Source organism: Halorubrum sp. AD140 (genome assembly GCF_034497445.1).
Lineage (GTDB): Archaea > Halobacteriota > Halobacteria > Halobacteriales > Haloferacaceae > Halorubrum.
On the sequence record NZ_JAXRUU010000002.1, the window covers coordinates 60,375 to 75,825 of the forward strand.

13 protein-coding genes and 1 pseudogene are annotated in these 15,451 nt (G+C 66.8%); 8 read left to right on the forward strand and 6 right to left on the reverse strand.

Translation table 11 applies throughout. From position 1 onward, the window contains the following. The first annotated feature begins 401 nt into the window (after positions 1–401). From U4E84_RS01045 to U4E84_RS01075, 7 genes and pseudogenes are all read left to right on the forward strand, one after another. Complete coding sequence (locus tag U4E84_RS01045) at positions 402–632, forward strand: DUF1328 family protein (protein WP_322530236.1); 231 nt, start codon at positions 402–404, stop codon at positions 630–632. 479 nt (positions 633–1,111) lie between these two features. Then, the gene (locus U4E84_RS01050) at positions 1,112–2,473 is read left to right on the forward strand and encodes an NAD-dependent succinate-semialdehyde dehydrogenase (protein WP_322530237.1); all 1,362 of its coding nucleotides are present in this window, start codon (positions 1,112–1,114) and stop codon (positions 2,471–2,473) included. Further along, positions 2,473–4,053, forward strand: a complete 1,581-nt coding sequence (locus tag U4E84_RS01055) for an acetolactate synthase large subunit (protein ID WP_322530238.1) — start codon at positions 2,473–2,475, stop codon at positions 4,051–4,053. Before U4E84_RS01050 ends, U4E84_RS01055 begins: the two co-directional genes overlap by 1 nt. Before the next feature lie 74 nt (positions 4,054–4,127). Further along, positions 4,128–4,382, forward strand: a pseudogene (locus U4E84_RS01060) (sulfite exporter TauE/SafE family protein); the annotation flags it as partial. 824 nt (positions 4,383–5,206) lie between these two features. Further along, positions 5,207–5,968, forward strand: coding sequence for an IclR family transcriptional regulator (locus U4E84_RS01065; RefSeq protein WP_322530239.1), 762 nt, complete (start codon positions 5,207–5,209; stop codon positions 5,966–5,968). Positions 5,969–6,060: 92 nt separating this feature from the next. Then, positions 6,061–7,263 carry an MFS transporter gene (locus U4E84_RS01070; RefSeq protein ID WP_322530240.1) on the forward strand — a complete coding sequence of 401 codons (1,203 nt, stop codon included), beginning with the start codon at positions 6,061–6,063 and terminating at the stop codon, positions 7,261–7,263. 42 nt (positions 7,264–7,305) lie between these two features. Next, entirely contained in the window at positions 7,306–8,562 is a 1,257-nt protein-coding gene (locus U4E84_RS01075; RefSeq protein WP_322530241.1) for a CaiB/BaiF CoA-transferase family protein, read from the forward strand. Here U4E84_RS01075 and U4E84_RS01080 read toward each other — a convergent pair whose 3' ends face one another. Beyond that, positions 8,563–9,546: an NADPH:quinone reductase gene (locus U4E84_RS01080; RefSeq protein WP_322530242.1), complete on the reverse strand. Its 984-nt coding sequence runs from the start codon at positions 9,544–9,546 to the stop codon at positions 8,563–8,565. A 128-nt stretch (positions 9,547–9,674) separates the two neighbouring features. Here U4E84_RS01080 and U4E84_RS01085 point away from each other — a divergent pair, with 128 nt between their 5' ends. Further along, a complete protein-coding gene (locus U4E84_RS01085) occupies positions 9,675–10,082 on the forward strand; it encodes a VOC family protein (protein WP_322530243.1) in 408 nt (135 codons plus the stop codon). Positions 10,083–10,094: 12 nt separating this feature from the next. On the opposite strand, the gene U4E84_RS01090 is transcribed toward U4E84_RS01085, so the two are convergent. From U4E84_RS01090 to U4E84_RS01110, 5 genes are all read right to left on the reverse strand, one after another. Further along, on the reverse strand, positions 10,095–10,421 hold the full coding sequence (locus tag U4E84_RS01090) for an OB-fold domain-containing protein (RefSeq protein WP_322530244.1): 327 nt from the start codon (positions 10,419–10,421) through the stop codon (positions 10,095–10,097). Then, entirely contained in the window at positions 10,418–11,617 is a 1,200-nt protein-coding gene (locus U4E84_RS01095; protein WP_322530245.1) for a thiolase family protein, read from the reverse strand. Before U4E84_RS01095 ends, U4E84_RS01090 begins: the two co-directional genes overlap by 4 nt. Positions 11,618–11,820: 203 nt before the next feature. Further along, positions 11,821–13,320: a tripartite tricarboxylate transporter permease gene (locus U4E84_RS01100; RefSeq protein WP_322530246.1), complete on the reverse strand. Its 1,500-nt coding sequence runs from the start codon at positions 13,318–13,320 to the stop codon at positions 11,821–11,823. Further along, positions 13,321–13,812: a tripartite tricarboxylate transporter TctB family protein gene (locus U4E84_RS01105; RefSeq protein WP_345785491.1), complete on the reverse strand. Its 492-nt coding sequence runs from the start codon at positions 13,810–13,812 to the stop codon at positions 13,321–13,323. A gap of 251 nt (positions 13,813–14,063) precedes the next feature. Continuing rightward, a complete protein-coding gene (locus U4E84_RS01110; RefSeq protein ID WP_322530248.1) occupies positions 14,064–15,197 on the reverse strand; it encodes a tripartite tricarboxylate transporter substrate binding protein in 1,134 nt (377 codons plus the stop codon). Between the last annotated feature and the right edge of the window lie 254 nt (positions 15,198–15,451).

A 15,451-nucleotide genomic window follows, 5' to 3' on the forward strand; every position in this document is an offset into this window, starting at 1 on the left:
GGCGCTGCTCATGTCGCTGATCTTCGTCGGTATGGGACTGTTGCTGTTCGGCATCGGGATGCACCTTCATCCTGCACACGAACCTCGTTCGGCAGCTACGGACCGGCTCGAATCCTGACGAGACGTCCGCTGAGGAAGGGCGGGGTTCGTGAGCGTCCCCACGGCACGGCCACCTAGCCGAGAGTGGTGTCTGGCCGATCGGAGTTCACCCGAGCCGAACAGCACGTGTGTCCGGGAGCTGTGGCGTCGGTACGTGCGACGTACGGGTCCTCCGATGCGTCTGTTGGCGTGATTTCCGTACCCGACGAGCGAGCCGGCGATCGGATTGTATGCCGGTCTTACTTCTCAACGGGCTTCATTTCGATAGTATAACTAAATGGATGGTGTCCGTCCGTCCCCATATGGTACTGACAGTACTCAACAGAGTCGCAAGCGTCGTCCTACAGTTCGGTAACGATCCCGTCGGACTCCAGTTCGGTGGCGATCTCATCGGACTCGCAATCCTGTTCCTGCTTCTGGCGGTGGTCGCAGCGGTTCTCGGCGCCAGTGGAGTCGCCGGAGTCAGCATGAGCATCGCCAAGTGGCTCGTCATCATCTTCGTCGTACTCGCGGTCGTGACGTTCATCCTCTGAGAGTCGACGACGCGGGAGGGGAGCGATTCATTCCTCCGACGCGACAGAGAAGTAGACCGGACTACCGGAGGCGCTCCGCCCGGAGCGCTCCAGAGCCATCACTGCCAGAGACGACACGCGCTCTCGACATATCCAGCGTCGACCGCGCTCGATCGACCGTTCGGCAGTCCGGAGGGAACCGTCTCGTCGACGGTGTGGTCGTTTTCGCCGACGGAGCGCCGTGCAGGCGGCACGTCGCCACCACAGGCCTCCACAGGCCTCGATTCCGCCGGTGACCTCGTGCGAGCCGGGACACCGGCAGACGTGTTTCTCTGAGAGTACGATACCGAAGTTACCGGTTCTCGAACCAGTAGTGCACGCCGAAGCGCGACCGTCGAACGGATCGCGAGCGTCCGTGGTCGCGCGGACCCCGCGTACGCGAGCACTACCGATCGATCCGACTGCATATTCATACGTCTCCGTCCCGATACTCGGACTCTATGGACGTAATCGATCCGTCGACCGGAACCCAGATCGAGACGTACGAGGAACACACCGAATCGGACGTGACGGAGGCGCTCGACCGATCGAGAGAGGCGTTCGAAGAGTGGCGTACCCGCCCGATTCGGGAGCGCGAGCGGCTCCTCGCGAGCGCGGGCGAGGTTCTCCGGGACAACAAGCGGGAGTACGCCGAGACGATGACGCGGGAGATGGGCAAGCCGATCACGCAGGCCGTCGCGGAGGTCGAGAAGTGTGCCCGGGGCTGCGACCACTACGCGGAACACGCGAGCAGCTATCTCGAGTCGGACCACCACCCCAGTCCAGCCGGCTCGACGGTCAAGACCGCCTACGAGCCGCTCGGACCCGTTCTCGCGGTGATGCCGTGGAACTTCCCGTTCTGGCAGGTGTTTCGCTTCGCCGCGCCGAACCTCACGGCCGGGAACGTCGGGCTTCTGAAGCACGCCTCGAACGTGCCGGGGTGCGCGCTCGCGATCGAATCCGTGTTTCGCGAGGCCGGCTATCCAGAAGGGGCCTTCCAGTCGCTTCTGATCCCGTCGGATCTCGTCGACGACGTCATCGCGGACGACCGCGTCCGAGCGGTCACAGTAACCGGGAGCGGCCCCGCGGGGCGGAGCATCGCCTCGACGGCGGGCGAACAGCTCAAAAAGACCGTGCTGGAACTGGGCGGGAGCGACCCGTTCGTCGTGCTGGACGACGCGAACGTCGCGGCCGCCGCGGAGACGGGAGCGTGGGCGCGAAACCAGAACGGGGGCCAGTCGTGTATCGCTGCGAAGCGCTTCGTCGTTCACACGGACGTGTACGACGACTTCCTCGACTCGTTCGTCGACGAGATCGACTCGCTCGCGGTCGGTGACCCGATGGACGAGGAGACGCAGGTCGGTCCGCAGGCGCGAGAGGGCCTCATGGAGGAGCTGCGCGAACAGGTCGAAGACAGCGTCGCCGCCGGGGCGACGGTCGTCACCGGCGGCGACCGGCTCGACCGGGACGGAGTCTATTACCAGCCCACCGTGCTCACCGACGTTCCAGCGGGGTGTCCCGTCGACAGCGAGGAGACGTTCGGTCCCGTCGCAGCGGTGTACGAGGTCGACGACGAGGCGGAGGCGGTCAGCAAGGCCAACGACACGACCTTCGGGCTCGGAGCGAGCGTCTGGACCGACGACCGGGACCGCGGGGAGCGGGTCGCCGGCCGTCTCGACGCCGGCTGCGTCTACGTGAACCAGCTGGTGAAGTCCGATCCGCGGGTTCCCTTCGGCGGTGTCAAGGACTCGGGATACGGACGCGAGCTCTCCGAAGCCGGAATCAAGGAGTTCCTCAACCGCAAGACCGTGTGGGTGGAGTGATGAAGGCCTCGGATCTGCTGGTCGCCTGTCTCGAACGCGAGGGCGTCGACCGCGTGTTCGGCATCCCGGGCGAGGAACTGGAGGACCTGCTGTTCTCCATTCGGGAGTCCGACGTGGCGTTCGTCCCGGTGCGCCACGAACAGGGGGCGGCCTTCATGGCCGACGTTCACGGCCGTCTGACCGGCGACGCGGGCGTCTGTCTCGGGACGCTCGGTCCGGGCGCGACGAACCTCCTGACCGGCGTCGCCGACGCTCACCTGGATAAGAGCCCGCTGGTCGCGATAACCGGTCAGGGCGGGCTCGAACGGCTCCATCAGGAGAGCCACCAGGCGATCGACGTGCTGCGAATGTTCGAACCGGTGACCAAGTGGAACACGCAACTCGATAGCCCCGACATCGTCCACGAGTCGGTTCGCAAGGCGTTCAAAGTCGCCGAGTACGAGAAGCCCGGTGCGACCCATCTGGAGCTCCCCGAAGACGTCGCCGCCGAGGAGACCGAAGCCCGCCCGCTCGAAGTCCGGGACCGGGCCACGGCCGCTGCGCCGAACCCCGACGCGCTCGCTCGCGTACGGGAGCTTCTGCGAGCGGCGGACCGGCCGGTCGTGATCGCCGGAAACGGGGCCGTGCGCACGCGGGCCGCCACGCAGCTCCGCGAGTTCGTTGAGACGACTGACGTTCCCGCCGTCTCGACGTACATGGGGAAGGGAGCGGTGTCGGACGCCGACGAGCGGTCGCTGATGACGCTCGGGTCCGGGGCCGACGGGGAAGCCGCAGCGGCCATCTCGCGAGCCGACCTCGTCGTCACCGTCGGCTACGACATCGCCGAGCACGACCCGGCCGAGTGGAACGACGGGTCGACCCCGCTCGTTCACGTCGACAGCGAACCCGCAGAGGTGTACGAGGCGTACGACCCCGACGTTGAGGTCATCGCGGACAGCGGGCTGACGCTCCGAAGCCTCACCGACTGGTACCGGTCGTCCGAACTGACCTTCGAGACGGGGTGGTTCGCCGACCTCAGGGACCGGATCGCCGCAGACGTCGACCGCACTCCGCGAGAGCGGGCTCCGTTCACCGTGGAAGGCGTGCTCCCGGTGTTGCGCGAGGCGATGGCGCCAGAGGACGTGCTCGTGTCGGACGTCGGCAGTCACAAGGCGGCGATCGCACGGGGCTTCCCCACGTACGAGCCGAACACCTGCATCGTCTCCAACGGTCTCGCGTCGATGGGAATCGCGGTTCCGGGCGGCCTCGCGGCCGACCTGGCAGTCGACGCGAACGTCGTCGCGGCGACCGGAGACGGCGGGTTCCTGATGAACGCCGCCGAGATCGAGACGGCGACCCGTGCCGGCTGTGACTACACCGTCATCGTGTTCAACGACGACGACTACGGGCTCATCTCGAAGAAACAGCGCCACCACACGGGCGAGTCGTTCGGAACCGAACTGACGAACCCGGACCTCGTGGCCTTCGCCGAGAGCTTCGGAATCGACGGGTACCGTCCCGAATCGAGAGCCGACCTCCGAGAGGTGATCGCGGCCGCGGTCGGCGGTGACATGGCGCTCGTCGAGATCCCCGTCGAATGACCGCCTCGACCGACTCCCCCGAGGAGCGAACACGTCGTGATCGGCGTCGAGACGAGCTCGTCTGGGTCGGTCCCGCCCGCGTCGGCTCCGCCGCGACCGCCGTCGTCGACGCCGACGACAGCAAGGTCTACTTCGGTGGCATGCTGCTCGTCGGTGCGATCGCGGTCGGCGTCGGTGAGGCGGGCCCCTCCGTCGGGAGCGCGGCCCTCGAACTGGCCGGCCCCGTGCTCGTCGTCGGCGCCGCGGTCGTCGTCGCCGGGGCGGTTCCGTACACCTCGGCGATCGCACTGCGCTCGACCCGCGAGCGACGGGCGGCCACCGCCGACTGACGCGGTCCCGGGCGTCTAGCACACCCGAGAGGTCCGGCCCGCACCGGAAACGGACGCCTCCACCGCAGCGCGATTCGCGTCTCGACCAGCTTCGAGCCGCAGACCGATCCCGGCTATCGGAACGGAAACCGGTGACCGCCCCTGACCGACGAGAAGTATTGCTCGAATATACTAGCTAGAATAGTGATATGAATGAGCCGGGGTCGGACCAGCACGTCGAAATCATCGAACCCAGCGTTGTTCTTCTATACGATATCTCTTCGAGAGAGATTCCGAGAGCCGCGAAATCCCAAGACTCGGAGTGCGTCGAACGATCTCGTAGTTGTCGTGTCCGGCGTTTCCGAACGGTGTCGTATGAGGCGCACGACGACCGACAGGCTGGAAAGTACATATTAATTTACGGATGCGAATGGAGGAGTATCGCAGATCGATACTGTTTCGGACACCGGTTCGCGCGATCGATCGAGGCCACTGCGCGGCGCGAGCGCTCTCCCCGTGACTCGTGATTCGTCCGTTCGACAGGGGCGAAGCATCGATTCGGACGATCCGCTGGGGATTCGCGTTACAATCATAGCGATGTAACGCCTAGGCAGGGCGGGGCGAAACAGCGAGCACCATCCGAACGAGTCGGATCGCGTCTTTCTGCCGCTGACGGTGCCGTTACGATCGTCGTCCGATATCGACGTCTCCGCGTCCGTAGGAGCCGCCTAACGCGTTCATCTCAGTTCGCGCGTCAGACGCGCTGATAGCGAGTTCGGCCGATAAAATGTTTCTGATAATCCGAGTACACGGGAATTTAAGTATTAGCAGGCAAACTACCATACATGGAAAAACAGCTCAAATCGGTCGCCAAGACGACTGAAACGTCGTTACAGGTGGTGGATGCGCTGCAAGGGACCGACGGGATGACTATCGGCGAGCTATCCGAGTATCTCGGATTGGCTCCGAGCACGGCCCATCGGCATCTCGCGACGCTGAAAAAACACGGGTACGTCGTCCGCGAGGGCGACGTGTACGCGCTCGGCCTCCGATTCCTCACGATCGGCGGACAGATCCAGCGACGAGTGACGGCGTATCCCATGATAAAAGAGAAGGTCGACGCGCTCGCCGACGAGACGGGCGAGCGCGCGCAGTTCCTCGTGGAGGAGAACGGCGAGCGGGTGTACCTCTACACCGAGGTTGGGCAGAGCGCCGTCCAGACCGGCGCCCACGTCGGGAAGCGCGGCGCGCTCCACACGAGCGCGGCCGGAAAAGCGATTCTCGCCGCCTACGAGCGGGACCGAGTGGAACAGATCGTGGACGCGCACGGATTGGACGCCGGGCACGACGGCATCGGCACCCGCGAGGAGCTGTTCGACGAGTTGGAGCGGATCCGCGAGCGCGGATACGCGTTCAATCGGCAGGAGACGACCGCGGGGGTCCACGCGGTGGGCGCGGCCGTGAACGCCGGCGGCGACGTGATCGGCGCGCTGAGCGTGTCCGGGCCCGCAAACCGAATTACCGACGACCGGTTCACCGAGGCGCTTCCCGAGCGGATCCTCGGCGCGGTCAACGAGCTGGAGCTCCACATCGAGCACTCGGTGTGAGACCGTTCAGCGGGGAGTCCTCGACGTCGGAATCCCGGTGACACGGCGGCCGGTCCGAGACTTTATTATCCGTCTCGGCACTCCTCGACTCAATGAACGCAAACGACCGGGCGCTCGTTCGGTTTACCTCTCTCGCCCACGCGCTGTTTCACACGTACGAACTCTCGATACCGCTTTTCGTCGGCCTCTGGATGGCCGAGTTCGACGTCTCCGCGGCGGTCATCGGCACCGTCATGAGCGTCGGTTACGGGTTCATCGGCGTCGGCGCGCCGGTGAGCGGCGTCCTCTCGGACCGGTTCAGCTCGCGGCGACTGATCCTGTCGTCGGTCGTGGGAATGGGGATCGGCTTCGGGATCGTGGCGCTCGCGAACGGGGTCATCTCTCTGGGGGCCGCCGTGCTGCTGTGGGGCTGTTTCGCGAGCATCTACCACCCCGCGGGGCTCTCGCTCATCAGTCGGACCGCGGACGCGCGCGGGACCGTCTTCGCGTATCACGGCGCGGGCGGCAACGTCGGAACGGCGTTCGGTCCGCTGCTCACGGCGCTGCTTCTCATGTTCGTCGACTGGCGGCTGGCGGCCGGCGCGCTGTCGGCCGTCGCCCTGCTCGTTGGCCTGGTCGGCACGCAGATCGAGTTCGAGCTGGGCGAGGCCGAAGAGCGCGGCGAGACGGGGTCGGTCGCCGACGAACTCCGGAACACCGTTCGAGACTCCCGGACACTGTTCGCGACGACGTTCACCGTCGCGCTCGTCGCGGTCCTGTTGTACGGCACGTACTACCGCGGCCTGTTGACGTTCCTCCCGGACGTCCTCGCCGAGTCGCCGACGTTGAGACCCTTCGAGCTGCTCGATCAGACCGTCCAGCCGGCACAGTACGTGTACACCGCGCTCCTGACGGTCGGAATCGGCGGCCAGTACGTGGGCGGACGGCTGACCGATCGCGTCTCGAGCACGACCGCCTTCTTCGGATTCTTCGCGGTGCTGGCCGGCCTCGCCGCGGTGTTCCCCTTCGTTCGCGAGCTCGGAACCGCCGCGCTCGTCGGCGTCTGTCTCCTGCTCGGGTTCTTCGTGTACGGAACCGCGCCGGTGTATCAGGTCGTCATCGCCGAGTCCTCCGGCGACGCCGTCCAGGGGCTCTCGTACGGGTTCACCTACCTCGCGATGTTCGGCGTGGGGGCCCTCGGGGCCTCGCTCGCCGGGTTCGTGCTCACGCACGGGACGAGCGCCGCGCTGTTCGTCGTCCTCGCGGGGATCGCCACGCTCGGCGGCGCCGCGGTGTTGCTGTTGATGCGGCCGTAGCGGTCTCCCAACATTTATGCCGTCGTCGTCGGAGTGGTAGGTATGAGCCCAGACGAGAAGCGACAGCGACTCCTAGAGGAGATCGTCGTGGTCGACCTGACGACGTTCGTCACCGGCGGCTTCGCCACGTTGATGTTAGCGAACCAGGGGGCGGAAGTGATCAAGGTCGAGCGGCCGGGCGTCGGCGACGACAGCCGGTACTCGGGACCGCCGTTCGTCGACGTGGAGGGGTACGAGGGCCCCGGGAAGTCGGCCTCCGAGGAGGGAGAGTCGCCGTACTTCTGGACGGTGAACTACGGCAAGCAGAGCATCGAGCTGAACCTGAAGACCGAGGAGGGACTGACGGCGCTGTACGACCTCGTGGCCGAGGCGGACGTCGTCGTCGAAAACTTCCGACCGGGCACCGCCGAGCGGCTCGGCGTCGACTACGAGACGCTCCGGGAGCACAACGACGAGCTGATCTACTGTTCGATCTCGGCGTTCGGCGAGACGGGCCCGTGGAGCGACCGGCCGGGATACGACCTGCTCGTGCAGGGGATGAGCGGCATAATGAGCGTCACGGGCTACCCCGACGCCCCGCCGGCGAAGGTCGGCCTCCCGCAGACGGACCTCATCACCGCGATGTGGTCGGCGTTCGGGATCGTCACCTCGCTGTACAACCGCGAGCGGACCGGCGAGGGCGAGCGCGTCGAACTCGGGATGCTCGACGCCGCGCTCCCGTGGCTCACCAAGCAGGCGGGCAAGAGCTTCGTCGGTGAGGAGACCTCGCGGATGGGGACGAAGGACCCGGTGCTCGCGCCCTACCAGATGTACCCGACGGCCGACGGGCACCTCAACGTCGCCTGCGGGAACCAGAAGCTCTGGGAGGAGTTCTGCGAGGCGATCGGTCGCGAGGACCTCTCGACGGACGAGCGCTTCGCCACGAACTCAGCGCGGGTGAACAACATGGACGCGCTCGAGGCGGAGCTCTCGGAGGTCCTCCAGACCCGGACCACCGACGAGTGGGTCGACCTGCTGGCCGACGAGCGCGGGATCCCCGTCGGCCCCGTCTTCGACGTCGACGAGGCGCTGGACAACGAGCAGGTGCGCGCCCGCGACGTCGTCGGCTCGATCGACCACCCCGCCGCGGGGGAGATCCCCGTCATCGAACACCCGCTCAACTACGAGCGGGCCGATTCGGGCTTCGAGAAGGCGCCGCCGCTGCTCGGCGAGGACACCGTGCGGGTGCTGCGGGCGGCCGGCTACGACGACGACCGCATCGAGGAGCTGATCGAGGCGGGCGCGATCCCGGAGCCCTGATCAGCGGCTCGTATCGAGCACGACCTTCCCGATGGTCCCCGGGGACAGGACCTCGGCCTGCGCCTCGGCCGCCGCCTCGAGCCCGAACACCGAATCGATCGCCACCGTGAACGTTCCGTCGGCGAGACGTTCGCCGACCCGCTCGAGGATGGGGGCCTGGTCGCCCGGCGAGGCCATCACCGACATGAATCGGAGGTCCGCGTCCGCCTTCTTCGCCGCCATCGGCAGGCCGCCGTCGAGGGTGATCGGGCCGTTCTCGCCGATGACGACGATCCGACCGCCGCGCGCAAGGCGCGCTAGGTTCGCCGAGAGGTGCGCGTCCGCCTGGGGCTCGAACACGACGTCGACCGCGCGACCGTCCGTCGCCGCAGCGACGTCGCCTTCGAGGTCCTCGCTCCGGTAGTCGACGACGGCGTCAGCGCCGAGCTCCCGCGCGAACGCCGCGGGGTCGCCGTCGCGAGCGGTGCCGACGACGGTCGCTCCCGCCGCGACGGCGACCTGCACCGCCGCGTGACCGACGCCGCCGGACGCGCCGTGGATCAGCGCGACGTCGCCCAACCGGAGGTCGCCGCGGGTCACCAGCGCGCGCCAGGCGGTCGCGAACGCCATCGCGGCCGCAGCCCCGTCCCGGAACGAGACCGCCTCCGGAAGCGGCGCGAGCTGCTCGACCGGCGCGACGGTGTACTCCGCGTACGTGCCGGGCGAGAACAGCCCGAGACCGGTGGCGAACACGCGGTCGCCGGGCGCGACGGCCGTCACGCCGTCCCCGACGGCCTCCACGACGCCGGCGAGGTCGGAGCCCCCGACGTGCGGGAGCCCGGACGGCGGGGCCACGTGTCCCTCTCGGACGTACGTGTCGATCGGGTTCACGCTCGCCGCCTCGACCTTCACGAGCGCCTCTCCCGGGGCGGGGTCGGGGCGGTCGACCGTCTCTGGCGTCAGTACGCTCTCGTCTCCGTGTTCGTGGTACCGAACTGCGCGCATGAGGGGTCGGTACGACGAGCGCCCGTATAGTACTGTGCCCACCGGCCGTCGACGGCGTCGGAGGGCGGTCGGCTCCCGGCGTGTGCGCCCCGCCGAGCGCTTTTGTATCCGCCGCCCCGAGCGGTCGTATGCACATCAGCGGCCTCGATCACGTCGTGTTGACCGTCGCGGACGTCGACCGCGCCGTCGAGTTCTACGCGGGCGCCCTCGGCGGCACGGCCGAGACGTTCGACGGCGGCCGGCGAGCCGTCTCGTTCGGCGACCAGAAGATCAACTTCCACCCCGCCGAGGACGTGTACACTCCGCACGCCCGTCGCCCGACACCGGGAAGCGGAGACGTCTGTCTCGTCGTCGACGACCCCCTCGACGAGGTCCGCAGAGCGCTCCGCGACCGCGACGTGGCGGTCGTTCACGGTCCCGTCGAGAAGGTCGGCGCGCGGGGCCTGACGGAGTCGGTGTACGTGCGCGATCCCGACGGCAACCTGGTCGAGCTGGCGCGGTACGACGCGAACCGGTCCCGTTCGTCGTCCGAGTGAATCCTCGACGGCTCACTCGGCGGCGACGATGCGCGCGCCCCACATCGGGCCGTCGTCGGTCTCTCGGAGCTCGCGGTCCCCGACCAGCCGCACGGCGTCGCCGATCGACAGCTCCTCGTCGAGCTGGGCGATGACGTTCGCGCCGCCGGCGAAGGAAGCGAGCCCGAGCGCGTTCGGCTCCCGGACCCCGTCCGGCGTGACGTAGACCGTCGTCACGGACAGCAGTTCGCCCTCCCCCGCGGAGACGCCGTCGAACGCCGACCCGCCACACGCGGGGCAGCGGCGCTTCTCGTAGTACGTCCGGCGTCCGCAGTCGCGACACTCGAGCAGGTCGGTCACGCGTCCACCTCCAGGAGCGTACAGACGGCGTTGTTTCCGAATCCGGCGACGTTGACGGCGAGACCGCGACGCGCCCGCCCGACAGACCGCTCGTCGGGGACGTCGCCGCGGAGCTGCCAGACGAGCTCGACGACCTGGGCGATTCCGGTCGCGCCCAGCGGATGTCCGCGGGCCTTCAGCCCGCCGCCGGGATTGACGGGGATCGATCCGTCACGCGCGGTCTCCCCGTCGCGGGTAAGACGCCACGCCCCTCCCGTCGGGGCGAGCCCCAGTTCCTCCATCTCCAGCCACTCGAGGACGCTGAACGCGTCGTGGATGCACGCGAGGTCGACCGCGTCCGGACCGAAGCCGGCGGCGGCGTACGCGCGGTCGCCCGCGGTCCGCACGCTCTCGATTTCGAGCGGGTCGAGCCGGTCGGCGACGGCGTGCGTTCCGGTGGCGCTCTCGCAGGCCGTGACGATCACGCCGCCGTCCTCCGGGTCGGACGCGATCACGACGGCCGCGGCGCCGTCGGTGGTCGGACAGCAGTCGTAGAGCCGCAACGGCGACGCGATCGGCGGCGAGTCGAGCACGTCGTCGACGTCGATCCGCTTTCTGAACTGCGCGTACTCGTTCGCGAGCGCGTTGGCGTGGTTCTTCACCGCGACGCGAGCCAGGTCGCGCCGGTCGGCGCCGTGTTCCTCGAGGTAGGCGGCCGCCGCCAGCCCGCCGAGCGACGGCAGCGTGACGCCCTGTTCGTACTCGCGGTCGTGGGTGAGGCGGCTGATGATCTCGGTCGCCGTCGCGGTGTCCGCGCTCGACATCTTCTCGCCGCCGACGGCCAGCGCCAGGTCGCTCCGCCCGCTCGCGACCGCCTCGAACGCGCTCTGAAACGCGCTGGCACCGCTCGCGCTGGTGTTTTCGACTCGCCGCGCCGTCGCGCCGATCAGTCCGAGGCCGCCGGCCAGCGCGTTGGCGAGACCGGACCGGTCGTTGAACGCCTCGGCGGCCATGTTCCCGACGTGAACCGAGTCCACGTCTGCGGGGTCGCGTTCGGCGTCGTCGAGCGCGCGCTCGGCGGCGACGAAGAGGAGGTCGAGGAGCGAGCGGTCGGCGGTGCCGGTGAACGCCGTCATTCCGACGCCGGCGATCGCCGGGGGGTCGGCGAGGGCCGGTGACGCGTCTGTCGACCCGGCTTCCCGGTGCTGGGCAGTCATCGTGTGTCCGGGGGTAGCATCCTGGGAGGGATATAAGTATTGTTCGTGGCATTCGGCGGCGCTCTTCACCGAGAGCGACACGCCGGTCGACGGCGAAACCGCGTCGAAAAAAGCGTTCGCGTGCTGCGTCGAAACCGAAACCGGAGCTGAATCGTTCGGCCGCTCGGAGCCGACCGCTCCGAGGCGATGCCACTCGCGGGGTGCTACCGGGCGTTGTCTATCACCCCTCGGATGTACGGTCCGAGGAACGGCCCGACCAGCACCACGATGATGAGGATGGAGATGCTCAGCGTGAGCGGCCGGCTCGGCGACACGAAGATCCCGTATCCGCCGCCCGAGAGCTGTAACGCGCGGAAGAAGTTCTCCTCGGCTATCGGCCCCAGAACGATCCCGAGGACGAACGCGATCACCGAGTACTTGTATTTCACCATGTAGTAGCCCAGGATGCCGAGCGCCAGCACGCCGAAGGCGTCGAACCAGTTTCGGCGGAGGCTGAACGCGCCGATGAACGAGAGGACGATCACCATCGGGATGATGATGTCGGTGTCGATCTTCGTGATCGCGCTCGCGTACGGGATGACCGAGTACCCGACGGCGAGGATGAGGATGTTCCCGAGGAACACCGAGATGAATAACGCGTACGTGATGTGGAGCTGATCGCCGAACAGCCCCGGACCGGGCTGGAGGCCGTGCATCAGGATGCCGCCGAGGAACACGGCCGTGGAACCGCTGCCCGGGATACCGAACGAGAGCGTCGGGACCAGCGAGCCGCTCACGGTGGGGTTGTTCGCACCTTCGGGAGCGATGATCCCACGCGGGTCACCCTGGCCGAAGATCCCGTCTTTGGCCGAGGAGCGGGCCTCCTCGGCGTACGCGACGAACGTCGACGTCGTCGCGCCGGAGCCGGGGACGGCGCCGATCAGCATGCCGATGACCCCCGCTTTGGCCGTCGACTTGGGGTACCGGAACACCGTCTTGATCCCCTCGGTGATGCTGCCCGTGATGCCGACCGCGTCCTCCGCGATCTGGTCCTGCACCGCGAGTTTCATCATCTCCGCGAACGCGAACATCCCGATCAGCGCGGCCACGAAGTTGAGGCCCTCGTACAGCGCGAGTTGACCGAACGCGTAGCGCGGCGTCGGCGCCATGATCGCGACGCCCATCGTCGAGACCATGAAACCGAACGCGCCTGCCACGATCCCCTTCACGATCGACCCGTCCGCGACGATCGTGATGAGCGAGATTCCCAAGATCGCGAGCAGGAAGTACTCGACGGATCCGAACAGCAGGACGACCTCGATGAGGAGCGGGGAGATGAGGATCAACAGGATCGCGCCGATGAACCCGTTCAACGCGGAGGCCGTCGTCGCGATCGCCAAGGCGTTCTTCGCGAGCCCCTTCTTCGCCATCGGATAGCCGTCGAGCGTCGTCGCGGCCGCCGATTCGGTGCCGGGCGCGTTCAACAGGATCGCCGCGATGCTTCCGCCGAACATCGCGCCGCTGTAGATGGAGATCAGCAGGATGAGCGCGGGCGTCGGGTCGAGCGGCACCGTGAGCGGCAGGACGATGGCCATCCCGACCGGTGAACCGATTCCGGGGAGCGCTCCAAGCACGATGCCGGCGAGCAGTCCGGCGGCCATCCAGCCGATGACCGGCCAACTGACTGCTATCTGAAGCCCCTCGACGAGGCTTGCGACCGCCATCTAGAGCCCCCCCGTGAAGATTAGCGCTCCCTGATCGAACGGCATGAGCAGGAAGACGATGAAGCCGTACACGATCAGCGTCGCCACCACCGCGAGCAGCGCGCTTTTGATCACGCTCACTCTGAACCACGTCATGTACGCGAAGACGAAAAGCGGCGTCACGTAGAGGAACCCGGCCGCCCACCCGAGCGCGAAGTAGACGCTCGAGAAGATGATCATTATCACCGTGTTGTTGACGTTGACGCCCCACTCCTCGTGAAGCGGTGGGTCCTTCAGTTCGACGTCACCCGTCTCCTCGTCGTCGCTCGTGTCGATGTACCGCTCTTTGACGTCCGCCTCCTCCGCCTTCTGGACGGCCTCGATGTCCTTCGTCCGTTCCTCCTCGAAGCTCTCCGTCATGCTCACGTCCTCGCCGACGAACCGTTGGATCGGTCCCGGGAGGAAGTTCTGTATGAGGATGAGGAACGATCCGATCCCGACGATCTGAGCCATCAGCTGCGGGAAGATCGCCGCGTTTTCCGGATAATCCTTGATAATCGGATCGACGTAGAACACCACTGACAGCCCGATGAGCAAGACGAGCAGTACGTGTTCAGCTGTGATTCCTTCGAGCCTTTCTGGGTAATTGACCATGTTATTGATGTCTCATCCGGTGTACTCCAAGTATAAATGAGTATTGTCTCAACGGGATACTGCAGGTGCCAATAAAGTAAGCACCACTCACCGATCAGTTCGAGATCGGCTTATGGCTCGTACTCGTTGACCAGATCGAGGATCTCGAGCTCCTCGTACTGGGCGAACGCTTCCTCGAAGTTCTCCTCGGCGACATCCGGCCCCTCGAACAGGGTCGGGTTCCCCGTCTCCTCCGTCCACTCCTGAACGCTCTCGTTGTCGACCGTGGCCTCCAGCACGTCAGCGTAGAAGTCGACGATCTCCTGGTCCATGTCCGGCGGGCCGTAGATGCCACGCCAGACCCCGCCGACGAAGTCGATCTCCGGGTAGTCGAGGTCCGTGACGGAGTCGATGTCCGGGTACACGTCCGTCCCCGGCCCGAAGAACGTCACCACGGGGTAGACGCGGCCCGAGTCGACGACGGACTGGGTCCCGGCGTCGGTCCCGATACCACAGGGGACCTCGCCGCTCGCGACCGCCTGCGTCACCGGGCCCGTCCCGGTGTACTGCACGCGGTTCTCCCAGTTCCAGCCGACCTCGTCTTCGAACTCGTACTTGTACAGGAGGACGATGATGTCCTGGGAGCTCCCGGACGACTGGACGCCGATGTCCTCCCACTCGCCGTCCTCGTACTTCTGGAGCACGTCGTCGAAGGTCTCGACCTCGTCCTCGTACTCCTCGTTGACGACGAGCACCCACGTCGACTGCCCCACCACGCCGAGACCGGTGAGGTCTCGGATGTCGAAGTCCGGCTCGTTGAGCAGCTGCGGGGCGACTTCCAGCGGACCGGCGTTGCCGGCGATCGTCTGTCCGTCGGGCTCCGCGCGGTACAGCTCTCCGAGACCGTTCAGGCCGCCGGCGCCCGGGATGTTGTCGATCTGTAGCGACTCGCCGAGCTCCTCCTGGAAGCCCTCCTGGATACCGCGGGCGTACGTGTCCGTTCCGCCGCCCTCGTCGTACGGCACGATGTAGCGGACCGTCCCGTCCGGGGACCATCCGTCTCCGCCGTCGTCACCGTCTCCGCCGTCGTCACCGTCTCCGCCGTCGTCACCATCTCCGCCGTCGTCGCCGTCACCGCCGTCGTCACCGTCTCCGCCGTCGTCGCCGTCACCGCCGTCTCCGCCGTTGCCGGAACAGCCGGCGAGCGAGATGGCAGAGGTCGCACCGACTGCCTGGAGAAACCGCCGTCGTTTGGTGTTCGTCATCAATTCCGTCGGTTCGTCTGTTGAGTCTTCCGTCATGTTGTCACAGTTTGGGTCGGTAGTTGTTTCGGCGAATCTGTCTTCGCGGTTCGTGGATCCGAGGCATCCATGACTGTCATCAATTAGCAATATAATAAATTTTTCCCTCAGTATCCGGTTCTGAGGCCGAAACGGCGCCAGTTTTCGATCACGCGGGCGACAGGTCGCGGGTGATGAAGTCACGGGAGATGAAGTCACGGGAGATGAAGTTCAGACGG